Annotated in this window: 21 protein-coding genes; 6 read left to right on the top strand and 15 right to left on the bottom strand. The window is 56.9% G+C overall.

The features are described from left to right. Nucleotides 1-19 precede the first annotated feature (19 nt). Complete coding sequence (locus tag FHG12_RS05115) at nucleotides 20-736, bottom strand: pirin family protein (RefSeq protein ID WP_139514703.1); 717 nt, start codon at nucleotides 734-736, stop codon at nucleotides 20-22. Nucleotides 737-891: 155 nt separating this feature from the next. Here FHG12_RS05115 and FHG12_RS05110 point away from each other — a divergent pair, with 155 nt between their 5' ends. Both FHG12_RS05110 and FHG12_RS05105 read left to right on the top strand, forming a co-directional pair. Then, a complete protein-coding gene (locus FHG12_RS05110) occupies nucleotides 892-1254 on the top strand; it encodes a winged helix-turn-helix transcriptional regulator (protein ID WP_139514702.1) in 363 nt (120 codons plus the stop codon). Nucleotides 1255-1267: 13 nt separating this feature from the next. Then, nucleotides 1268-2197 (top strand): glutamate--tRNA ligase family protein, encoded by a 930-nt coding sequence (locus FHG12_RS05105; protein WP_139514701.1) that lies wholly within the window; start codon nucleotides 1268-1270, stop codon nucleotides 2195-2197. On the opposite strand, the gene nfi is transcribed toward FHG12_RS05105, so the two are convergent. Further along, nucleotides 2178-2855, bottom strand: coding sequence for a deoxyribonuclease V (gene nfi / locus FHG12_RS05100; protein ID WP_139514700.1), 678 nt, complete (start codon nucleotides 2853-2855; stop codon nucleotides 2178-2180). The two genes, FHG12_RS05105 and nfi, sit on opposite strands and share 20 nt — an antisense overlap. A 268-nt stretch (nucleotides 2856-3123) precedes the next feature. Between nfi and FHG12_RS05095 the strand changes: the two genes are divergently transcribed. Then, nucleotides 3124-3690, top strand: a complete 567-nt coding sequence (locus FHG12_RS05095; protein WP_139514699.1) for a DUF1990 family protein — start codon at nucleotides 3124-3126, stop codon at nucleotides 3688-3690. After that, a complete protein-coding gene (locus FHG12_RS05090) occupies nucleotides 3683-4321 on the top strand; it encodes a DUF1990 domain-containing protein (RefSeq protein ID WP_139514698.1) in 639 nt (212 codons plus the stop codon). Before FHG12_RS05095 ends, FHG12_RS05090 begins: the two co-directional genes overlap by 8 nt. Here FHG12_RS05090 and FHG12_RS05085 read toward each other — a convergent pair. Continuing rightward, complete coding sequence (locus tag FHG12_RS05085; RefSeq protein ID WP_139514697.1) at nucleotides 4318-6903, bottom strand: hypothetical protein; 2586 nt, start codon at nucleotides 6901-6903, stop codon at nucleotides 4318-4320. The genes FHG12_RS05090 and FHG12_RS05085 overlap by 4 nt on opposite strands. 215 nt (nucleotides 6904-7118) lie before the next feature. On the opposite strand from FHG12_RS05085, the gene FHG12_RS05080 reads away from it, so the two are divergent. Continuing rightward, nucleotides 7119-8162, top strand: a complete 1044-nt coding sequence (locus FHG12_RS05080) for an NAD(P)-dependent alcohol dehydrogenase (RefSeq protein WP_230471297.1) — start codon at nucleotides 7119-7121, stop codon at nucleotides 8160-8162. 73 nt (nucleotides 8163-8235) lie between these two features. On the opposite strand, the gene FHG12_RS05075 is transcribed toward FHG12_RS05080, so the two are convergent. From FHG12_RS05075 to FHG12_RS05050, 6 genes are all read right to left on the bottom strand, one after another. Then, nucleotides 8236-9783 carry a serine hydrolase gene (locus FHG12_RS05075; RefSeq protein WP_139514696.1) on the bottom strand — a complete coding sequence of 516 codons (1548 nt, stop codon included), beginning with the start codon at nucleotides 9781-9783 and terminating at the stop codon, nucleotides 8236-8238. 149 nt (nucleotides 9784-9932) lie between these two features. Further along, the gene (locus FHG12_RS05070; protein ID WP_139514695.1) at nucleotides 9933-10589 is read right to left on the bottom strand and encodes a cytochrome b/b6 domain-containing protein; all 657 of its coding nucleotides are present in this window, start codon (nucleotides 10587-10589) and stop codon (nucleotides 9933-9935) included. A 209-nt stretch (nucleotides 10590-10798) separates the two neighbouring features. Then, a complete protein-coding gene (locus tag FHG12_RS05065) occupies nucleotides 10799-11308 on the bottom strand; it encodes a hypothetical protein (protein ID WP_139514694.1) in 510 nt (169 codons plus the stop codon). A gap of 83 nt (nucleotides 11309-11391) precedes the next feature. Continuing rightward, a complete protein-coding gene (locus FHG12_RS05060; protein ID WP_139514693.1) occupies nucleotides 11392-12588 on the bottom strand; it encodes a pyridoxal phosphate-dependent aminotransferase in 1197 nt (398 codons plus the stop codon). 116 nt (nucleotides 12589-12704) lie between these two features. Continuing rightward, on the bottom strand, nucleotides 12705-13469 hold the full coding sequence (gene map / locus FHG12_RS05055) for a type I methionyl aminopeptidase (protein ID WP_139514692.1): 765 nt from the start codon (nucleotides 13467-13469) through the stop codon (nucleotides 12705-12707). A 371-nt stretch (nucleotides 13470-13840) separates the two neighbouring features. Beyond that, nucleotides 13841-15859: a PA14 domain-containing protein gene (locus FHG12_RS05050; RefSeq protein WP_139514691.1), complete on the bottom strand. Its 2019-nt coding sequence runs from the start codon at nucleotides 15857-15859 to the stop codon at nucleotides 13841-13843. Between the two features lie 243 nt (nucleotides 15860-16102). On the opposite strand from FHG12_RS05050, the gene FHG12_RS05045 reads away from it, so the two are divergent. Continuing rightward, complete coding sequence (locus FHG12_RS05045; RefSeq protein ID WP_139514690.1) at nucleotides 16103-16627, top strand: DinB family protein; 525 nt, start codon at nucleotides 16103-16105, stop codon at nucleotides 16625-16627. A gap of 111 nt (nucleotides 16628-16738) precedes the next feature. On the opposite strand, the gene FHG12_RS05040 is transcribed toward FHG12_RS05045, so the two are convergent. The 6 genes from FHG12_RS05040 to FHG12_RS05015 form a co-directional block, all read right to left on the bottom strand. After that, the gene (locus FHG12_RS05040) at nucleotides 16739-17224 is read right to left on the bottom strand and encodes a group I truncated hemoglobin (protein ID WP_139514689.1); all 486 of its coding nucleotides are present in this window, start codon (nucleotides 17222-17224) and stop codon (nucleotides 16739-16741) included. Between the two features lie 39 nt (nucleotides 17225-17263). Continuing rightward, nucleotides 17264-17698: a hypothetical protein gene (locus FHG12_RS05035; RefSeq protein WP_139514688.1), complete on the bottom strand. Its 435-nt coding sequence runs from the start codon at nucleotides 17696-17698 to the stop codon at nucleotides 17264-17266. A gap of 114 nt (nucleotides 17699-17812) precedes the next feature. Beyond that, nucleotides 17813-18253: a CHRD domain-containing protein gene (locus FHG12_RS05030; RefSeq protein WP_139514687.1), complete on the bottom strand. Its 441-nt coding sequence runs from the start codon at nucleotides 18251-18253 to the stop codon at nucleotides 17813-17815. 55 nt (nucleotides 18254-18308) lie between these two features. Further along, nucleotides 18309-19235: a DUF5777 family beta-barrel protein gene (locus FHG12_RS05025; RefSeq protein WP_139514686.1), complete on the bottom strand. Its 927-nt coding sequence runs from the start codon at nucleotides 19233-19235 to the stop codon at nucleotides 18309-18311. Nucleotides 19236-19254: 19 nt separating this feature from the next. After that, nucleotides 19255-19830 (bottom strand): YceI family protein, encoded by a 576-nt coding sequence (locus FHG12_RS05020; RefSeq protein WP_230471296.1) that lies wholly within the window; start codon nucleotides 19828-19830, stop codon nucleotides 19255-19257. A 23-nt stretch (nucleotides 19831-19853) separates the two neighbouring features. Next, entirely contained in the window at nucleotides 19854-20210 is a 357-nt protein-coding gene (locus tag FHG12_RS05015) for a cytochrome c (RefSeq protein WP_139514685.1), read from the bottom strand. Nucleotides 20211-20494: the final 284 nt, after the last annotated feature.

The following is a 20494-nucleotide window of genomic DNA, read 5'->3' as shown; positions in this document are numbered from 1 at the left end:
ATCGGCGCGTAGGGTTGGCCTACAGCTCCATGGGCACTTCCATCAACAACAATTCGGCGTTGCTGTCGGCCGTGATCTGGAGCTTATCGGTTTCCCAAATGCCAAACCCGTCGCGGCGGTGCAAGGTTTGGCCGTCGATGGTGACGTCGCCTTCCAGCACAAAAGCATACACGCCGTTGCCGGGGCGCTTCAGTTGGTATTCGGTAGCAAAACCCGCGTCGAGCGAGCCGAGGTGAAACCACGCATCCTGCTGAATCCAGACGCCTGCATCGTCGGGCGAAGGCGAAAGCACTTGTTGCAGCCGGTTGTGGCGGTCTTCGGGCCGGAAAGTCTGCTGGTCGTAGCGGGGTTTTACATTTTCCTCGTTCGGGAACAGCCAGATTTGCAGAAACTTAACCTGCTCGGTGCTGCTGTGGTTTTTTTCGCTGTGCGCCACGCCCGTACCGGCGCTCATTACCTGCACGTCGTTCTGCCGAATCACGGCTTTGTTGCCCATGTTGTCTTGGTGCTCCAAATCGCCGGAAAGCGGGATGGAGATGATTTCCATGTTGTTGTGCGGGTGCGCCCCAAAGCCCTTGCCGCCGGCCACTGTGTCGTCGTTGAGCACGCGCAATGCGCCAAAGTGCATGCGGGCCGGGTTGTGATAATTAGCGAAGCTAAACGTGTGATAAGAATTCAGCCAACCATGGTTGGCGTGGCCCCGGGTTGCGGCCGGGTGCAAGATAGTCTGAGCCATAAAACGTTGAATTTTCGAAGTAAGCAGCCGGGCTTTTGAGCCCGACTTGCTGGCAGGTATATTCAAAGTTCGCGCCCAATACTATACTTTTGCAAGTGGTTACACGAATGTATATCAATATACTCTGTGTAACCTTTGCTCGTAATCAGGCAGTTATGAAAAATAAAAAAATAGAAATTATCAGAGATTGTCCTTTCCGACAGACATTGGATGTGCTGGAGGGCAAATGGAAGTTCGCCATCATCCATAGTTTGCTTGCGCACGGCACCATGCGCTTTAAGGTGCTGGAGCGCGATGTGGCGGGCATTACGCCGCGCATGCTCATCAAGGAGCTTAAGGATTTGGAAAGCCACGGCATCGTCAGCCGGAAAGCCTACGCCACTGTGCCGCCCACCGTGGAATATACCCTTACCGAGTGCGGCTTGTCGCTGGAGCCGGTGGTGCAGGCCATTCAGGAGTGGGGCGTTCGCAACCGCGACATCCTGAATCAGGCTAGGGTGGCGGAAACGGTAGAATAATATTTATTCGTATATGGTTGGTAATAAGCCAGTTGTATCGCGGCTTGCGCCCACGCCCAGCGGCTATTTACACCTCGGCAACGCCGTTAATTTCGTGTTGACGTGGCTGCTCGTCCGCCGCGCCCACGGCACCTTGCACCTGCGCATCGACGACCTGGATCGAGTACGTCTGCGGTCGGCGTATCTGGAAAATATCTTCCAGACCATCAAGTGGTTGGGCCTAGACTACGATGCCGGACCCGGCGGCCCAGCTGATTTTGAGCGCCAGTACTCGCAGGTCCATCGCTTGGGCGAATACCAAACAGTGCTGGCCAAGTTGCGCAGGGTGCCCGGCCTGCTATACGCTTGCGGTTGTTCGCGCACCGAAATTCTGGCGCGCGCCGCCGATGGGCGCTACGCTGGCACCTGTCGCTTGGCGCACACCGATTTTGACGCGCCCAACACGGCGTGGCGCGCCCATGTGCCGGAACAATTGGTAGTCGAGTTTGAGGATCTGTGGCAAGGCCCGCTGCAAGTGCAGTTGGCTCAGGCGCTCGGCGATTTTGTGGTGCGCAAAAAAGACGGGGAAGCCGCTTACCAGATCGGCTCAATAGTGGACGATGTGCGGCTGGGTACCACGCTCATCGTGCGCGGCAACGATCTGCTGCCCAGCACGGCTGCACAGCTTTGGCTTGCTGCGCAACTGCCCGAAACAGCCGCGTTCGGGGCTACTCACTTTGTGCACCATCCCTTGCTGCCTGGCCCCGATGGGCAGAAGCTTTCGAAGTCGCAGCAGCGCCCTCTGGATCGGGGCATTATGGGCGAAGCCACGTCGCCGCGGCCGGTATACGAAGCGGTAGCCCGCTTGCTGGGGCTGCCGCCAAGCACAGCCGAGTCGTTGCAAAGCTTACGCGCCGCGTTCGAAGAATCAGGTATGCTGCACGCTATTTCAGCTCTTTCTTAAATTCCTGCGTCCATTTATCGGCAAGGCGCGTAGGCTCCGGAAGCTTATAGCCTTTGGTGCAGGCCCAAGCCAGGCGCATCGCCGAAACCTGATCGCAGCGGTGGCCGGGGCTAACGAAGACCGGCTGTACGCGGTCTTTGGTGCGCAGTACTTCCCCAATGAGTTCGCCCTTATCCAAGAGGGGCGTGTGGCTGCCGGCGGTTTCGGCGGGTTCATCGTAGCGGCCCGTGAGGCGCTGTTTGGCAATCCCGAGCGTGGGCATGTCCAGCAATACGCCCAAATGCGAGGCGATGCCCATGCGCCGCGGATGCGCAATTCCGTGCCCATCGACCATGATCAGATCGGGTTTGTGCTGGAGCTTCTCGTAGGTTCTCAGCAGGTTGGGGGCTTCGCGAAAGGCCAGAAAACCCGGCACGTATGGCAAATCCACCACATCGTGGTGGTAGACTTTCTCCAACAATTCCAGCTTCGGAAATGAAAGAACCACGAACACCGAAAGAATGGTATCGGGCGTCGGGAACGAGGAGTCGCAGCCCGCAATAAGGGTAGGTTCGGCAACCAACGGTTCGAGGCGCACGCGGGTACGCATTTCCTCTTGCTGGCGCGTCAGCTCACGAACAACGATAGGGTCGGCGGGTGGGTGGTAGGGGCGATACATAGCTTGAGGAAGGTGGTTTTTTGCCTACGGCAAAACGCCGTTTTGCGATGCGCAGGGCGATTTTTTGCCTTTCGCAACTCTTGTACATGAAGGCAGGAAGGTTTCCAAGAATATATTCATTGTTTGTAAGTATTTGACAATAAGATAGTTATGGCGAATGTGTTTTCTGCCTAAAGCCAAGGGAAGAATTGCTAAACCGCATTTGCCCCGATGCGTATGGAAGAGCGCCGCAACGGCTTCTGCCGACTTGTTGTGCCTCCTTTCCGCCATGGCTAAACCCGAACAACCTGCTCACGAAGGCTCCGGCGCTCTTTTTGAACGCCGCTATTACGTCGATATCGAGCACCCCATGCAATCGGCTGACGCCTTAATAGAGGCCATCAAATGCGATGTCGAGCACTTTTCGCCCGACTTGCTGGCCGATTTCAAAAAGGTGAAGGGCGAAGCGCATCTCATCAAGGAAGGCGATGAGTTTTCCATCAAAATACTGGGCCCCTGGAACGGTTTGGTGCGCGTGGATAAGGTGGAAAACATGGGCTTCGAATTCGTGACTTTGGAAGGGCACCCCGAAGCGGGGCGCATTCGTTTCTCGCTCCGGCATCTGCCCAATCAGCCTGATACCCTGCGTTTTGAGATTCACTCCTGGGCGCGTTCGCGCGATGGCTTAGTCTCGTTTGCCTACGACACGCTCGGCATTGGGCGGCGGGTGCAGGAGAAAACCTGGTGCACGTTCTGCGAACGCGTGGCCGAGGCCAGCGGGGGCAAGGTGCTGGAGCCCGTGCACATCGAAACCATTGACCACGACCACGATACCGTTGAGAAAAAACATGGCTGAGTCGATGCCGCTGTGGCAACAGCACCGCTTGCAGTTGGAGTCGTATGGTAAGGCGGGCTATAATTTCGACCCGGAGCGCAGTCACGAATACACTGCGGCAAATGGCTGGCGCATAGATGATTACGAAACCGATCTGCCGGCCGAAGCGCCTGGCCCGCCCGTGCCGGGCGGCTCGTGGGAAGCCGCCCGCGAGGTCTTGCGCAACTATACGTTTCCGCCGCCCGACCTGATTACCGGCATCTTTCCGCCCGATTCGCCGCTCGACAACCGCACCATGGTTCTGCGAGGCCAGTTTTTGATTTTTACCTTCTGGTTTGGCGTGCGCATCAGCGGCCTGACCGACGAAGTCCGTACCACGCCCAATGGGCAGGAGCAGGTGTGGGGCTACAATTACCGCACGCTCGAAGGCCATTTCGAGCGCGGCCAGATTGATTTTACGGTGCACAAGCAATTTGCCACCGGCAAAGTAGATTTTCGCATCCACGCTTTCTCGCAGGTCGGCCGCATTAGCAATCCGTTTTATTGGCTCGGCTTCAAGCTGTTTGGCCGGATGCTCCAGCGCCGGTTTGCGCACGAGTCGATGAAAAGAATGCGCGCCCAGGTAGATGCCGCCCTCGCGAAAAGCGCTTAATAATATACCTGGAGCACGTCCACGTCGCCAAGTGGCAAGCTAACGGTGATGCCGTTTGGCGACTGCTGAAAGCGCAAAGGCCCTTTCTCAGCCGACGCGACGCGCCGCACTTTTTTATCGGTCGCCACGGTGACTTCCACGGTTTGCGGCGTGCCGTTCCAGTTGAGCAGCGTTACGGCCACGCCCGCTTGGCTATACAGCGCTGGCGCTTCAATAAGCGCTTTGTTGACTTTAACAGGCAAAGTGGCCCCACTCGCCTGCACGGGTTGCACGATGAGATTGCGCCACGCCTCGGAAAAGCCGCTAGCTAAGCCGCCCGTGGTGCCCTTCGCCGATTTGCGGTACGAGAGACCCGGATAGCAAGCATAGCGCAGGATGCGGCCCTTGCCAAGCGGGCGCTCCGTAAGGGCCGGTGTGCCATCGTTGAAAGTGGCCTTTATCTGCACCTCATTGGCTTGGTTGGCGCTGATTGTCAGCTTCTCACGCTCGCCAAACACGGCTACCTGTTTGCTGGCCTGCGTGAGCGTGCCGTTGGCCTTGGCATCGTCGTATTTGAACAGCGGCATCCGGACAGCCGTAGCTGGGGCCACGCAGGCAGCCTGTAGCAACATGGGCATGGGCTGGTGATACCGATCAAATTCGGCGGCCCCGGCTACGGTTACCAGCGTGCCACCGTCGCGCACCCATTGCAGCAGCGCTGTGGCCGATTCGGCGGGCAAATCGGGAGCCGTGAGATACAGCACTTTAACCGTTTTGAAATCGGGCTCCGTCAGTTTCTGCTCATCCACGAAGCGGACGGGCACGGCGCTGTGCTGCAAAGCCAGAAACAGTGAGTACAGCTCCGATTGGTAGCCCATTCGGCCGCTGTACATATCGGCGTTGGTCACATCCATCAGACCCTGAGCCAGTTGCTGATCTTCTAAGTCCCAGAGCGGGGAGCTTTGCGGCGTCAGAATGGCGATTTCCGATGGGCGCATCAGGCCGGGATACAGCAAATCTTCGGCCTTGGCCACCAGCTGCATACCTTTGGACAACGGCTTCATCACCGCCAGATTTTCGGAGTAACAATTGCCGGGAAACGCGTATTCGGGGCCGTAGGTGAAGAAATCGATGGTTTTGGCGCCGTTGCCCACCAGCGCAAGCAGCTTCTGGGCCATGCCGCCCGGTCGCTGCCCCGACACGCGCGGAATCACCAGCGAGCCGAAATCAACTTTCCCCAACTCCGCTGCAGCCCGCAACCGCGAGGCATAAAACGACCATTGGTAGGCCACGTCGTCGCCAAACCAGTCTTCCGTAGAAATAGACGTGGTACCGCGCGCCCGGCCGAATTCCAGCCAATCGTGCTGGCCCATGGCGGCGTTGGGGTCGGTTTTCGTGGGGTTGTTGCCCACCGGGCCGGGCTGATACGCCACGCCCATGAAGTTGTTAAAATTGACAAGAATGGGCACATCCGGCCGGATAACTTCTTCGTAGGCCTTGGCTACTTCCGCGAAAAACTGCGACGAAGCCCACGGCACAAACCGGTTGGACCAGTAAAACAACCGCCGCGAAGGCAAATCCGTGTACTGTTTTCGCCCGATTAGCTGCACTTCTTCCCACGAAGATTTGCCCAAATCTTGTGGGGATAACTTATTGTCTTGTAAGTACTTGTGAAAATCGGCCAGCGCATTCGGATCTTTGTTGAAGTCGTTGTAGGTGTTGGGGTAGTACCAGCCGGGCTCGTCGCTGGTGACCCAGAAGCCGATGTCTTCTTTCTTCCAGCCCGCCGCCAGCGAAGGGTTGATCTGATCCTGCGCAAACTTGACGAACTCGGCGTGCCGGTTGGAGCTGAAATTGAAGGCGTAGCCGGGCGGGTTGTACACGGCGCCCCATAACTTCTGGATGCCCGCTTCGCGCACGGTGGCCGTTAGGTTGGCGGGCACCGGATGCAATGCATTGAAACCCAGCCCGCACAGCCGCCGAATGCCTTCTTTCCAGCTCAGGTTGTCGTTGTCGCCGCCGATGTAGCGATCGCCGAACAGGATCTTCTTGGGGCGTTCGTTGGCGGGCAAAAAGGCATCTTTCATGGCCTTGTCGTAGTAACGCCGCCCGTGCCCCGTGAAGGTGTCGATGTGAATTTTGGCATCGGGGCCTTTCCACAGAATGAGACCAACGCTTGGCCCAAACAGCTCGGCCTCCGTAACGCTGGTTTCGCCACCGACCAAGGCGCTTTCCACTTGCAGCTTGATACTGGGAAACGCCGGACTAGCCGCCGCCGGATTGAGGGTTAACCCGGTCACTACCTGCCAGTTGCTGTTGTTGGCGTTGTTGTAAGTTGCCACCGCCTGCTCGATTCCGGCCCGCGTAGAAGCCACCCAGGCGCTCCACGCCACGCCTTTGAACGTAGCGCCCTGCGGCGTGCCTGCCAAGGCAAGGGTGAAGCCCTGCTCGGCGGTCGGGCGCTGGCCGTTTATACTCGTCACGCGCACGCGCACCTTGAAATCGGGGACTTGTTTGGCGGTAGGCCCAGCTACGGCGCGGCTGCCCAAGGCAAGCAGGCAGACGATTAGTATCGGAAGCCAGATCAGGGTTTTATTTTTCATCTGTGATGATTTGATGCGCTCTGGATGACGGACGAAGCGGCAAGGAGCGGCTGCTCATGCTGGTACAAACCTCAACCAGCACTGCCCCGACGTCAGAACGCGCAAAGCTAGCGGCTGTTGTTTACGCCATCGCGAAGCCATTATTTCGGCTTTTGTACGCGGCCCGCCAACCTTTACACCGGAAGCGGGTTAAAAGACTTCCAAAACCCAGACCCATGATTCAAACAAAAGCATATGCCGCCGACGCGGCAACGGCTCCATTAGCGCCTTTCCAACTTGAGCGCCGCGAAGTAGGGCCGCACGATGTCCTGATCGAAATTCTGTTTTGTGGCGTGTGCCACTCCGACGTGCACCAAGTCCGCGACGAGTGGGGCGGCTCTACGTTTCCGATGGTGCCGGGCCACGAAATTGTAGGTCGCATTACCCAAGTAGGCGACCACGTCAAGAATTTTAAAGCGGGTGACTTGGCCGGCGTAGGCTGCATGGTTGATACCTGCCGCACCTGCTCCAACTGCGAGCAAGGGCTGGAGCAATACTGCGAAACGCATATTTCCTTCACCTACAACAGCACCCTGCAAGACCGCCAAACGCGCACGTACGGCGGCTATTCTAACCAGATTGTGGTGGACGAAAACTACGTGCTGCATGTATCTGACAAGTTGGATCTGGCGGGCGTTGCGCCGCTGCTCTGCGCCGGTATCACCACGTATTCGCCCTTGCGCCAGTGGAATGCTGGTCCGGGCAAGCGCGTGGGTGTGGTCGGTTTGGGTGGCCTGGGCCACATGGCCGTAAAACTCGCCGCGGCCATGGGTGCCGAGGTAACTGTACTTAGCACATCGTCCAGTAAAGAGGCCGATGCCAAAGCCTTGGGCGCTCATAAGTTCGTGGTGACCAAAGACGCCGAGCAACTCAAAGCCACGCAGAACTATTTCGATCTGATTATCAACACAGTAGGTGCCAACATCGACTTCAATGCCTACCTGATGCTGTTGCGCCTCGACGGCACGATGGTGATGGTAGGCTTGCCGCCCGAAGCTCCGCAAATTGGCATTTTCCCACTGGTGGGGCAGCGCCGGCGTTTGGCCGGTTCGCACATCGGCGGCATCAAGGAAACCCAGGAAATGCTGGATTTCTGCGCCGAGCACAACATCGTTTCCGACGTGGAAGTCATCAACATCGATTACATCAACGAAGCCTATGAACGCATGATTAAAAGCGACGTGAAGTACCGTTTCGTAATTGATTTGGCGACGCTGTAAGCAGCATGCAAGCATAAAAAAGCCGCTTCTCATTAATGAGAAGCGGCTTTTTTATGCTTATGAAATGAAGCTTTTACCCTTTCGTGAAAAAGTAAGGATCGTATTCCAGAAAGTCATTCACCTTTAATTCCACCCCCGAGATTTTATTTCCTTCGACCTTAAACACGGCCGGATAAATACCGAAGGTCAGGTTGGAATACGTGGTGCGAAATTCCTGACCGTCCATGTAGTCGAGCGTGGCGGTGAGGCCGGGGTGCGTTGCAAAACGTACGAGCAGCTGCTTGCCTTTTTGCTCGATGGTGATGGGGCCGAATAAGGGGTGCGTGTAATTGCCGGCGTAGGCGCTGAGGGCCAGGGCGGGCTTATTCTTTTTCACGCGCGTATTCAGGCGGGCTACGGTTGCTTTAAGGGCTTTTTCCTCTTCGCGGGCACCTTTCAGGAGTTGGGCGCTGCGGTTGGTGTACGGCACACCCAAATAGCTGTCTAGCAGTTGATAACGTAGGGCCTCGAAAAAGCTCTGGTTGTCGTTGTTGGTCAGGATGGCGATGCCGATCTGCTCTTCGGGTACGAAGCAGGTGTTGCTTACAAACCCTGTGGCGCCGCCCGTATGCCAGTAGATTTGCTTGCCGTTGTAGTCGCCCGAAAACACGCCCAAGCCATAGGTGATGTAGTGCATCGGAAACGCCGTCGACTTGCGAGTGGACAGGAGCGTATTGGGGTCACGGGTTTTGCGCACTGCTGCCCAGCTTACCACTTGCTTGCCTTCGTAACGGCCGCTATCGAGCTGCATTTTCAGCCACTTGCCCAAGTCCGCGACGTTGGAAACGATGCCACCGGCAGGCCCTAAGTTGTCGATCTCGTCGAAGGGCACGGGTGCGAGCGGACCGTAGGTATTGGAGTAGGGGATGGCCACGTTCGGCCGCTGCGCGAGGCCGGCTGTGCCCGTGTAGGTATTGGTCATGCCCAGAGGCAGCAGAAAATTCTGCTGCACATAGGCTTCCCAAGTGGTGCCGCCCGTTGCGGCCGGAATCACTTGGCCGGCAGCCACGAAGCCCGCATTGCAGTAGCCGTAATCCTTCCGGAACTCACCATTGGGCTTCAGCAACCGCATCCGCTTAATGATTTCCTCGCGGCTGAGGTTGGAGTCCCAGAAAGTAAAATCGCCCTGAAACGTCTTGGTGCCGAAGTGGTGGCCCATCAGATCGCGCACGGTTACGAGCCGGGAGGCCGTCGAGTCGTAAAGCCGGAAACCAGGCAAGTATTTCACCGCGTGATCGTTGAGCGACAGCTTTTTCTCGTCTTCCAGCTTGGCCAGTGCCGTGCCCGTAAACAGCTTGCTGTTGGAGGCGATCATAAACAGCGTGTTGGCATCCACGGGCTCGTTTTTGCCCACGGCCCGCGTGCCGTAGCCCTTGGCCACTACCACTTGGCCATTTTTGACAATTACGATGGCCAGCCCCGGAATCTGCCACTGCCGCAAGCCGCGCTGAATGTAGCTGTCGAGGCTGTCGGTTACGAAGCGGTTGGGACCCGGGGTTTGGGCTTCAACGGTGTGTGGGCAACTAATTGATAAACAAATAGTTGTAAGGGTGAGGGCAAGGCCCGCTAAATGCTTGCGCATAGAAACAAGGAGACTGACGGGTGAAATAAAACGCTCCAATAAAGGTACACGAAGGCCCGCACCACCGGGCACCTCAACGGCAATAAAAAACAACCGCGCCAAGCCAAAGCCCAACGCGGTTGCGGATAATTCTGAACGCAAAAACCCGATCAGTCGTCGCCGTTGATCATGCCCGATACGATGCCTTTGTTTTTGGTTACTTCGGCCCATACCACGCCCACAATGTGCACGGCCACAAACGCGATAATCAGGTACATGTTGAAATTATGCACCTCCTTAACGGTGTGCTCTATTTTGTGCAAGGCCTCTACATCGTCGGCGTACACCAGGAGCAAGCCGGTGATTACCATGACGGCCAACATGATGTAAAACACTACATACGAGTACTTTACCAGCAACGAGTGGCGCGCGTCTTTTACGTCGGCGCCGCGTTCGCGGTAGTGCTGCTTGGCCTCCTGCAAGCGCCGCGAGAAGCGTTGCGCCGCGGGCTGCATAAATTCCATCAGCGTGCGAAACAGCAACAGCACCGCCAGCGTGAGGCCCAAATAAATATGCCAGTCCCAGATGCGGTGGCTGACGATGCGCGTCAGGGAGCGGGCTTGGTCGAGGGTGACGGTGACACCGGTTTTTTGCAGCGCTTCCTGAAATGCCGGGCCGACCGTCTTCATCTTGAGCACCACAAACAGAAAGAAAATGGTGGTCAGGAGGGACGAAACGACAAACGTGTTGCTCCAGTGCCAGATGCGCATGGCCAGGGAGTATTTTTTCTGAGCGACGGCCGCCGAGGAAGCTTGCTGAACGGGCATAAGATGCGAGAAGAAAAGTTGATGAAAGGCGTAATATATTACTTGTGAAGCACAATAGGCACCACGTTCACGGCCCGTTGGACTACGAGTTACCCTTCAAGTTTAAACGGGGGTTGTTCGACATGGCCGCGGCACCAATGCTCGTGCCGGTTTCGTGCAGGGCAACTATCGCAAAAAGAAATGATTAATATAATTATTTGATAGTCAATCTATTGCCTGCGGTGGCCGGCGGCTATGCGGATGAGATGCCAGCCCAACAAGCAGAGCAAAGGGGCTTCGGGCAACGTAGTGCCCAAGGCCGAGAGCCGCGTGAGTCCTACTTGCGGCGTGAGAGTAAAGGTGCGGCGCAATTCGGCCAGCACTTCGCCTGTCTCAGTGCGCCACTGCCATGTTGTGCTCCAGAAGCTCTTTTTGCGGAAGTAAAACTGCTTGCCGTTGGCGAAAACAATCTCGGCCTGGCCGTTCCACTGCCTACTGACGAGCGCACTATTGGTAGGTGCCCCAGCCGGCCGCACTGTAATTTTCCGATGAAAACAGCCGATGCGCTTGAACGTCCAGCTTTGGGCGGGGGTGCTGGCTTCGGTCAGTGGCTGCCAGATGCTTTGCCGCTTCAACGTCCCGACTACGATTTCGCCATTCTGAAGCTCATAATCGGGCATCCAGATTCCTCGCCGTACCACTGTGAGTGTCGTAACTACTTCAAAATCAGGATTATCCATAGTAAGGGCGTGAAAATGAGAAGGCGGAAGCCTCCGTAATTTACGGGGGCTTCCGCCTTCTACAAATTAACGCGGCCTGCTACTTACCCAATGCGGCCCGGATACACTTCCAAGGCTTTTTCGAGGCAGTCGAGGGCCTTGTTCATCGTATCGCGGTTGAGCACGTAGGCCAGCCGAACTTCGTTTTTGCCCAAGCCCGGCGTGCTGTAAAAACCAGTAGCCGGGGCCACAATCAGCGTTTGGTTGTGGTGAGAGAAAGTTTCCAGCAGCCAGATTGCAAACGCTTCGCTGTCGTCGATGGGCAGGCGCGCAATGACGTAAAAGGCGCCGCCCGGCGAGGGGCAAAACACGCCCGGCATGGCGTTGAGCCGGCTCACCATCAGGTCGCGGCGCTTGACGTATTCGGCTTTGGTATGGTGAAAATAGGTTTCGGGCAAGTCGGTAGCGGCTTCGCCCAGCAGCTGCGCCAGGCCCGGCGGGCTTACGCGCATCTGCGCAAACTTGAGGGCAGCCGCAATCAAAGACTTGTTCTTGGTCACGAAAGCACCCATGCGCGCGCCGCAGGCGCTGTAACGCTTCGAAATCGTGTCGAGCAGCACCACGTGTTCGTCGGCGCCGCTTAGGTGCATAGCGCTCACGTAGGTGCTGTCGTAGCAAAACTCGCGGTATGCCTCGTCGGAAAACAGATACAAATGGTGGCGCAGGCAGATGTCGCGAAGTTGCTCTAGCTCCGCGCGGCTGTACACGTAGCCCGTGGGGTTGTTGGGGTTGCAAAGCAGCACGGCCTTGGTGCGAGGCGTGATCACCTTCTCAAACTCCGCAATGGCCGGCAGCGCAAAGCCATCGGCAATGTGCGAGGTAACCGGCACAATGTGCACGCCCGTCGCCACGGCAAAGGCGTTGTAAGAAGCATAAAACGGCTCCGGAATGATCAGCTCGTCGCCAGGGTTGAGGCAGCTCATCAAAGCGAAGAAAATGGCTTCGCTGCCCCCCGTTGTAATCAGAATATCCTCGGCCGTAACCGGAATGCCCGCGCGCTGATAATACGCGGCCAGCTTGCGCCGGTAGCTTTCGTTGCCCGCACTGGGGCTGTACTCCAGCACCCGGATATCGGCCTGCTGCACGGCGGCTAGCATCGCCGGGGGCGTCTCAATATCGGGCTGGCCAATGTTGAGCGGATACACCGTGAGGCCCCGCTGCCGGGCCGCCTCCGCGTGCGGCATCAGCTTCCGAAAAGGAGAAACGGGCATTGTAGCACCGCGAAGAGAGACTTCCAACATGCCGCAAAGGTAAGGCCCGGCCACCGATTTTGCGCGCACAACGCCATGATTGCCTGCGGGCTGGCCGTCGTAGGTCCTGGCCGGCTTATCTGAAAAGCAGCCGCAACCGGGGTTACTTACTCCCAAATGCTGTTCGCCTCCGTGAGGATAAGGGGCTTGTCATCGGTAATCACGATGGTATGCTCGTGCTGAGCCACGAAGCTGCCGTCTTTGGTGGCCAGCGTCCAGCCGTCGCTGAGCTGATGGGCCAGCGTAGCGCGGGTGGAAATAAACGTCTCCACTGCCACCACTGAGTTCTTCTTGAAGCGCTTCAGGTTGTAGCGGTCGTAGTAGCAGGGTATTTCCTTGGGCTCTTCGTGCAGGCTGCGCCCGACGCCGTGCCCGACCAAGTTCTTGATGACCTTGTAGCCCGCCTGGCGGGCTTCGCTTTCGATCAGGCGCCCGATCTCGGCGATGCGCACCCCGCCTTTGATTTGGTTGAGCGCCTTGCGCAAGATCTGCCGGGAGGCATCGACCAGCGGCTGGTGGTTGTGCACATCGGCTCCCAGCACAAATGAGCCGCCGTTATCGGCCCAATAGCCGCCCATCTCCGCCGATACGTCGATGTTCACCAAGTCGCCGTGTTGCAGCACTTTGCGGGTCGAAGGAATGCCGTGCGCCACTTCGTTGTTCACGCTGATGCACGTCCAGCCCGGAAAACCATAGGTAAGCCGCGGAGCCGATTTGGCCCCCAAGGCAGCCAGAATGCGTCCGCCGTATTCGTCTACCTCTTTGGTCGTCATCCCCGGCTGGGCGTACTCGCGCATTTGTTTAAGGGTAATACCGACGGCTTCGCTGATGCGCTGAAGGCCGGCTAAGTCTACTTGAGAGGTGATGGACATGAGGCGGAGGTTTGGGGCTCTCTGACGTTTGTTGTACAACTTTGGCTGGCTAACAACATGGAGAAAGCGGCGACAGTTTACGTTAGTAGTTGGTTTTAAGCCTTTTTTGCGCAAGTACCAGCCCCCGCTGAGCCGATAAACGTTAGCACTGCGCAGGGGCTTGCCCTCACGCTTTCGCCGAACTCGGTTGCTAGACTGCAACTTGGGTTGCGTTATTTTGTAAATTACTTATAATCAATAATTTATGCATGTAAGATGTTTTTGGGTAAAAGCTAAAAATAGGCATTAACTCCGCATATAAAGCCGCTTCTGAAGCACGAAAAAAGGGCAGCCGACCGGCTGCCCTTTTTGAAGACCAAGCTCGACCAGAGCTAGTTTATGACCAGCTTGGAAGTAAGGGTTTTATGCCCGTCGTTGACCGAAATCAGGTAGAGGCCGGCGGGGAGCGCTTGGCTTGGCACCCGGTGCTGGCCGATGGCTTTGGCTTGGTACACTTGGCGGCCGGTGCGGTCGTAGATGGTAATTTGCGCTGGGCCCTGAAGCTCCGCAAACTCCAGATTCAGCGCCTCCTGACCCCGGCGCAGCGGCTGCGGATATACTTGCAGGCCTTTGCCCGAACCGGCTGGGCCTTTCAGCGAAGCTACGCCCGCCGCGGCTTGCAGGGAAGACGGGGCCGCCTGCCATAGCTCAATGCCGGAAAGATTGGCGTCACCCCCGGTGGTTCTGACCGTCAGGTTGCCATCGCTGACCTCAGCGCGGAAGGGACCAAGCTTACTCCACTGGCCTGCTTCGCCCGAATTGTGCTCCGCTACCACAAGCTTGTTTTCGAGGTGGATGCCGAAAGTCGCCGGCGAATTGTCTTCCCACACATACAAAAATACGTCGTAGGTGCCGTTGTCGACGTTGAGGACGTTGAGCGTCGTGTTGCCGCCCCACACCGAAGAGCGAAGCATGGTGGCGCGCTCGGCATCGGTGCCGGGGTTCAGGGCAATGCTGAAGTCGGAAAATGCTCCGTTTTGGCCGCTCACGTCAATGTTGCCATCCGACGCAAGCCAGCTATGCCCGTCGATGGTAAGTGCCGGCCCGTCGATATTGATGGCGCGGTAGAACGCTCCCGGCAAAGGCGCTGCCGTCGTATTCTCCCGAAATAAGGCCGAAGCCGGCACCGGTTGTTTGCCCACGCCGGGCCCCTGATAGCTCACGGCCAGGGTTTCGCCGCCGTCGCGCTCGAAGAAGGTCACGGTCAGGGCGTGCTTGCCGGCTTTCAGGCCGATGACGCCGCTGCGCTCTTGGGCAGCGTGAATACCATTGTTGTCAACTACCAACTGGCTGCCGATGAAGAGCTGGCTGCCGTCGTCGGAGGAGGTGTAGAAGGTGTACTCGCCATCGGTGGGTACCTCGATGTAGCCCGTGTAGCGGAAGCCAAAGTTGTCGGCGCGGCCGCCTACATTCAGGTCGAAAGCATTCGTGGTGCCTTGCTTTACAGTCGCTTGGCTGTTGAAATCGGGCAGAGCGCTCCAGCTGCCTTCGTAGTAGCGGTAGGCCAAGCCGTTGACCACATTGCTGGGGTTGTCGGCTTCGCGTAACACAATGGGGGCAGGGTCAGGAGCTGGCGCGGGCGGTGAAGGTGCTGGTGGAGCTGGGGCAGGCACTCCGGTGGCAAGCACCGCTTGTAGCGCCTGATACCAGCGGCTGGCCATGAGTTCTTCGCCGCCTTCGCGAGGATGAATGCCATCGTACGTGAGCGTGGAGGCGTCAAAGCCCGAGTTCTGATCTACTACGATGATGGGCGATTGGCTCGTGGTTTTTTGGCTGGCCAAACCCGGGATTAAGCTGTTGAGGATGTTCAGGTTGGCGTTGGGCCCGCTTTGCGTAGTAGGAATGAGCTGGGCCATCAGAATCTTGACGCTGGGGTTTGCAACCCTCAGTCGATCAACGATTTGCGAAATTTCGTCAAGCGTGCTTTCCACGCTTTGGCCTTGCAGCATGTCGTTGGTTCCCACGTGCATCAGCACGATATCCGGGGTGTTGGCCGTGGCCCAATCTTGCACCGAGCCCAAGATTTGGTCGGCCCGCCAGCCCCAGTGCCCTTCGTGGTTGAGATCGAAATCGGGGTGGGGCGACGGAGCATTAAAGCTGCTATTTTGGCTGCCTACAAAATCGACGTTGTAGCCGCCGTCTTTGAGCTTAAACCACAACGGCCGCCGGTAGCTATCGTGGTTGTGGTCGGCTTGCGTGATGGAATTGCCCAAAGGCATAATGCGCACCTGCGCGAACGCCGCGGTAGAAGCCGTGAACAGGCTGGCCAAGCACAGCAGAAAAACCACAGCTTGGCTTCGGGGAGTGAAAAAGCGAGTAGAGGTCAGGTCAATAGAGCAGTTTTTTCTCATAGATTAGGGTAAGTGAGGTTGAAGGAATAGAGGCAGGTGGTAGGAGCGCGAACCATGAATCTCCGCATTTTTTGGTAACTATCTGATTATCAATAGAAGATTTTTGATAATCTTTCAATTTAACATGCTGCGAGATGGGTTTTAAAGGGCGGCATCACAGTCGAGCTCCAAAAAAATAAGGTGCGTTTCGGGCACGCTGACCCAGGAATTCCAACAACTCGGGCACCTTGCCGTTATGCTTTCATGACCTCTACCAACCCCCGCGAAGTATGGTTGCGCGGGCCGCTGCCCAACGTGCCGCCGCTGCTGCAACCCGTGGCACACGCCCTGCTGCAGGCCCGCGAAGAACTGGATGCTGCCCTCCTCGATTTTCCGGAGGACCAACTCTGGGCGCGTCCTGCTGGCGTCGCGTCCGTGGGCTTTCACCTGCAGCACCTCACCGGCGTACTCGACCGCCTCGGTACCTATGCCCAAGGCCACGCCCTGAGCGACAATCAGTTGCAAGCGTTGTCTGGCGAAGGCCATTGTCCGGAGCCGCCCTGCCACGTCTTCGACTTGGTTCAGGCTTTCGACGAGCAAGTAGAGCGCATGCTCGCGCAGCTCCGCCAAACCGACCCGGACACCCTGCTCGAAGCACGCGGCGTAGGCCGGGCGCAGCTTCCCTCTACCGTACTGGGGCTGCTGGTGCACGCCGCCGAGCACACGACCCGCCATCTGGGCCAACTGCTGGTCACCTCCCGCATCCTTCGGGAGGCGAAAACAAATTAATTGTAAATGGCTAATAATTAATAAGTTGCGAAATTAAAAAAGGGAGCACGATTACGTGCTCCCTTTTTTGTGCTGGCCAAAGCCAGCCGGACAAGTGTTATTATTCCGGGTTTAGTGACCTACCACATCGGCTTTCATAGCGTCCAGAATGGCCAGCAGTTCGGCTTTTTCTTTGGTCGGAAGCTGGTTGGTAGCCAACGAAGAAACCGCGGCTTGGCGCCATACGGCAAACTCATTTTCCGTGATCATCATGCCCTTGTGGGCGGCCAGCATGTTCATGCCCGTGTATTTCAGCGGTCCGCCGGTGGCCTCGCCCAGCTGATCGATGAAATGGTTGCGCAGGCGCTGCAAGCGCGTAGGGTCGGCGCCGGAGCTGACCGCATCCAGCATTGGTTTGTGCGTGCGTAGCATCACCGTATTAGTTTGCTGCGTTTCCGCCCCGACGTTGGCGATAAGTTGGTCGACGATTTTGGCAATGCCATCGGCTTGGCCAATGCGGTTATAGAGCGTGGCGGGCGCGGGGGTGGCTTCATGGCCACAGGAGAAGAGAAACAGCGTGACAGCCAGCAGCGCCAGCGATAGTCGAAGTTGTTGCATTAAATTATTGATGGAAAGAGAAGTAAACAATGAGTTGCTTTAAATGCGCACGAATAGCCGACGTAAGTTCAGGGCAAACCGGATGCGCTCCAGCGCGGTCGTGTAGCCGGGCGGCACGGGGCACTGGCGGCGTTCGTCAGTTCGGGGTGCTGGTTCTAGCTTCGCGACCGCGAAAACGCCGCCCACCGATACTACGCGCAGCAGCTCGGCTTCCGAAACGGTGCCTGCGTGATACAGCAGAGTCGCCAGTTGCGTGCGCGCATTGATGGAGCAGGCCGCGACGCCCGGCACCGCAGCCATTTGCTGTTGCAGATGCACCGCTTGCGGCGGCGTTCGGAGGCCATCGATCTGAAGTTGAAGGATACTGACCGGCTCCACATAATCATGCAGGCTCGGATCTTCCCAACTCGCCCAAGTGAGCAAAATCAGCACAACAACCACAAGCAGGCTTTTGCCTCTGGTGAAAGTAAGCATCAGAAAATGACAGGGTTGGATTTAAAAATACAGCGAAGCCAGTTTCAGACATTCGGCCTGAAATCAACTTCGCTGCATAAAAGAAGGCCGGATTAGACTCCGCGGCTGCGGAGATTACTTCGTTGTAATGTTGCCCCGGATTTCGCCGCCGGCATAAGCGGAGGAGTGGAAGTTAACGTAAGCGCCCGACAGCAGGCTGTTGGCGCTAGCATCCGACAAAGTAGCCGTGCCCGTTATGGGCGACGAAGCTACATTTGAGAAGGGCACGAAGGCATCGCCATTCTGCCCGGCAACTCCCGCATGGATGTGGCCCATGGTAGGTGTAATGCCTTGATATGTAACCGTGTACGTGAGAACGTGGGTGCTCTTGTTATAAGAACCCGTAAACGAGCCCGTGCCAGCAGAGGCGTTGGCGGGTACCTCCTGCGCACCGGTTAGGGAAGCCGTTAGCTGCACGGTGTCGTTGGCAGGCGTAGTGTTGTTGTCTTTGTCGCAAGCGGTGAAAGCAGCTAAGCCGACGATGAGTACTGCAGCAGAAGTAAACTTTTTAAACATGTTTTTTGTAAGTTGTTGGTAATTAATGTGTTGTATTTGAGATGAATGGTAATGCTTACTTGCGGAATTCGCCTTTGGGCCGAATCGTGAAGTTGCGGTTCACGTTGAAGCCGAAGTAGAGGTCGCCTTTGAAGAAGTTGCCCCGCGTGTTGGCCACAAAAAACTTCTCAATCATGCCCTGCGAATTGGTCACGTGTAGCTGAAACACGTGGCCACCAGTCTCGATGTCGAAGCCCAGCGCTAAGGCGTTGCGTACGCCGTTGGGTTTGCTGTCGGGCAGCAGGTAGTAGTATTCGGCATTGATCGACGTGCGCTTCGTCAGCTTTTGGCGGCCGCCAAAGCCCAGTGCATACACATCGTTGTGGTCTTGGGTGGTGGCTACTAAGTTGCTGTGAACCAAGGTCGGCATGAATTGCAGCGACAGATCGGCGCTGAACTTGCGGGCAATCAGGGCTTGGTACGTGTAGGCCATGCGGCGCGGCAAGGTGTGATCGAAGGCGTCGTTGTACTTCAGCGAATTCAGGGCCGAGCTCGCAAACAGCGTCACCGAAACCGGCATTGCGTGTAGGCCCGTGCTCTGGCGGATGGCTTTGTATTTGAGAAATCCGTCGAAGGTTTTTTCCAGCGAGCTGCGTCCCACGCCCATGGTGAGGCGATCGGTGAGGCCATATTCAAAGCCTAAGCGCAGCGTAGCCTGGTCGAGGCCGAAGAAGTTGTAGGCGCCGCTGTTGAGCGTGCCGAAGCGGTGCGAGATCAAAAACACCATGGTGCCCTGGCCCGGCGTCTGCACCGTGTGGCCGCTGATCAGGCGCGTGCTCTTGAAAGTCGCATCGACATACTCCGTGGTGGTTGTCTTTGCTTCTTGATTTTCAAGCTGATTTAATAAGTCGTCTTGGGCGAGCGCTGGAGTAGCCCAGCCCAAGCCGGCAAGCAATAACAGCAAGGCCAAACGGGCCCAAGATGGGTAGAGGTAACGATGCATAGGTAGAGGAAATGAGGAGTTATTTGGATAGGGTGAGCTGCGAAACCGGGTCGCACGACAGGGCCACCCGAATGCCCACCACTTTGGCAATGTTTTCGCGCACGAGCAGCGGAATCTCGATGTTGTAATCGGCCGGCGCGACGCTGAAATAAGCGTGTACCAATAAGGCACCGTGCTGCATTTCGAGCGATCCAGGCACCGATATGTGCTTGGTAACGCCGTGAATGGTGAGGTCGCCTTCTACCGTAACGCGTTGTGAGCCACCCTTAAACAGGGCGTTGGCATCCAGATCGGTGATGCGGCCCGAAAACGAGGATTTCGGGTACTTCCCCGATTCCATGTAGTTTTCGTTGAAGTGCTCCTGCATCAGCGTGCGCTTGAACTGAAACGACTTGATGGGCAGCGTGAAAGCCAGTTGACTGCCCTGCAAATCCACCAGCGCCGCCATCTGGTCGGAGCGCGCCTCAATGTCTTCGATGATGCTCGTGGAGTAGAAGGTAACTACGCCGTTGCGGGTGAGGTATTTTTGCGCTTCGGCCTCCGAAATGGTGCAGAGCAAAAGCATGAGCAAAAACCACCAATAGCTGTTTTTCATGGGGTTAGAGCAAGAGGCCACACTTAGTTATTAAGCGCTCCAGCATCTACCCACTTTCTCAACAACTCAATATCACACTCCGAAAGCTTGGCGCCGTCTTTGGGCATTTGGGCAAATCCGGGCGCGTGACTGACCACGCCAATGAGCTGGCCGGTACCGGCCCGGCGCTTAAGCTCCGCAAAATCTTCTAGGTTCACGCCGCCCGTGAGCAGCGTTGGATTGTGGCAGGTGCGGCAATTGCGGTCGAGCAGCGGCGAAATCGACAGCGAGTACGACACCACGTCGGGCGTAGTACAGGGGATTTTAGGCGCCAATTCCTCGGCATTTTCGTACGTACAACCCGCTAATAGAGCTAGAAAGAGAAATGAAAACCGACGCATAAAACTGGTAAAACAAGGTTGCAAAAGGAGATCGGCTAGGTGAGCCGACTGGACGGTAGGGGCAAAACAGTAGTTCGAAAGCGCTAGCAGCGATCTGCAACGCCTTGTGGCTACGGAAGTATTGGGAGGCAAACGCCGCGATAACTTAGCAAAGCACGATCACCCGAGTATTAAACTGAGTGAAGGCTTATCGTGCTGATTCACAGTAATTTAATGCAGGTAGATATGCTCCAGGTCAGTCTGCTGAATAGGCTGATGAGAAGGTTCGTCAGACAGATAAAGTA

Origin of the sequence: Hymenobacter jejuensis (assembly GCF_006337165.1) — a bacterium.
Lineage (GTDB): Bacteria > Bacteroidota > Bacteroidia > Cytophagales > Hymenobacteraceae > Hymenobacter > Hymenobacter jejuensis.
The sequence above is the reverse complement of the archived record's forward strand: the minus strand, read 5'-3'. Positions and strand labels throughout refer to the sequence as shown.

Bases quoted from the DNA above. Each gene is read 5' to 3' on its own strand.
- FHG12_RS05050 (WP_139514691.1), bottom strand. From the start codon at position 15,859: ATGAGAAAAAACTGCTCTATTGACCTGACCTCTACTCGCTTTTTCACT.
- FHG12_RS05105 (WP_139514701.1), top strand. From the start codon at position 1,268: ATGGTTGGTAATAAGCCAGTTGTATCGCGGCTTGCGCCCACGCCCAGC.
- FHG12_RS05065 (WP_139514694.1), bottom strand. From the start codon at position 11,308: ATGGATAATCCTGATTTTGAAGTAGTTACGACACTCACAGTGGTACGG.
- FHG12_RS05040 (WP_139514689.1), bottom strand. From the start codon at position 17,224: ATGCAACAACTTCGACTATCGCTGGCGCTGCTGGCTGTCACGCTGTTT.
- FHG12_RS05115 (WP_139514703.1), bottom strand. From the start codon at position 736: ATGGCTCAGACTATCTTGCACCCGGCCGCAACCCGGGGCCACGCCAAC.
- FHG12_RS05080 (WP_230471297.1), top strand. From the start codon at position 7,119: ATGATTCAAACAAAAGCATATGCCGCCGACGCGGCAACGGCTCCATTA.
- FHG12_RS05020 (WP_230471296.1), bottom strand. From the start codon at position 19,830: ATGAAAAACAGCTATTGGTGGTTTTTGCTCATGCTTTTGCTCTGCACC.
- FHG12_RS05095 (WP_139514699.1), top strand. From the start codon at position 3,124: ATGGCTAAACCCGAACAACCTGCTCACGAAGGCTCCGGCGCTCTTTTT.
- FHG12_RS05110 (WP_139514702.1), top strand. From the start codon at position 892: ATGAAAAATAAAAAAATAGAAATTATCAGAGATTGTCCTTTCCGACAG.
- FHG12_RS05070 (WP_139514695.1), bottom strand. From the start codon at position 10,589: ATGCCCGTTCAGCAAGCTTCCTCGGCGGCCGTCGCTCAGAAAAAATAC.
- FHG12_RS05030 (WP_139514687.1), bottom strand. From the start codon at position 18,253: ATGTTTAAAAAGTTTACTTCTGCTGCAGTACTCATCGTCGGCTTAGCT.
- FHG12_RS05090 (WP_139514698.1), top strand. From the start codon at position 3,683: ATGGCTGAGTCGATGCCGCTGTGGCAACAGCACCGCTTGCAGTTGGAG.
- FHG12_RS05025 (WP_139514686.1), bottom strand. From the start codon at position 19,235: ATGCATCGTTACCTCTACCCATCTTGGGCCCGTTTGGCCTTGCTGTTA.
- FHG12_RS05085 (WP_139514697.1), bottom strand. From the start codon at position 6,903: ATGAAAAATAAAACCCTGATCTGGCTTCCGATACTAATCGTCTGCCTG.
- nfi (WP_139514700.1), bottom strand. From the start codon at position 2,855: ATGTATCGCCCCTACCACCCACCCGCCGACCCTATCGTTGTTCGTGAG.
- FHG12_RS05045 (WP_139514690.1), top strand. From the start codon at position 16,103: ATGACCTCTACCAACCCCCGCGAAGTATGGTTGCGCGGGCCGCTGCCC.
- FHG12_RS05075 (WP_139514696.1), bottom strand. From the start codon at position 9,783: ATGCGCAAGCATTTAGCGGGCCTTGCCCTCACCCTTACAACTATTTGT.
- FHG12_RS05035 (WP_139514688.1), bottom strand. From the start codon at position 17,698: ATGCTTACTTTCACCAGAGGCAAAAGCCTGCTTGTGGTTGTTGTGCTG.
- map (WP_139514692.1), bottom strand. From the start codon at position 13,469: ATGTCCATCACCTCTCAAGTAGACTTAGCCGGCCTTCAGCGCATCAGC.
- FHG12_RS05060 (WP_139514693.1), bottom strand. From the start codon at position 12,588: ATGTTGGAAGTCTCTCTTCGCGGTGCTACAATGCCCGTTTCTCCTTTT.
- FHG12_RS05015 (WP_139514685.1), bottom strand. From the start codon at position 20,210: ATGCGTCGGTTTTCATTTCTCTTTCTAGCTCTATTAGCGGGTTGTACG.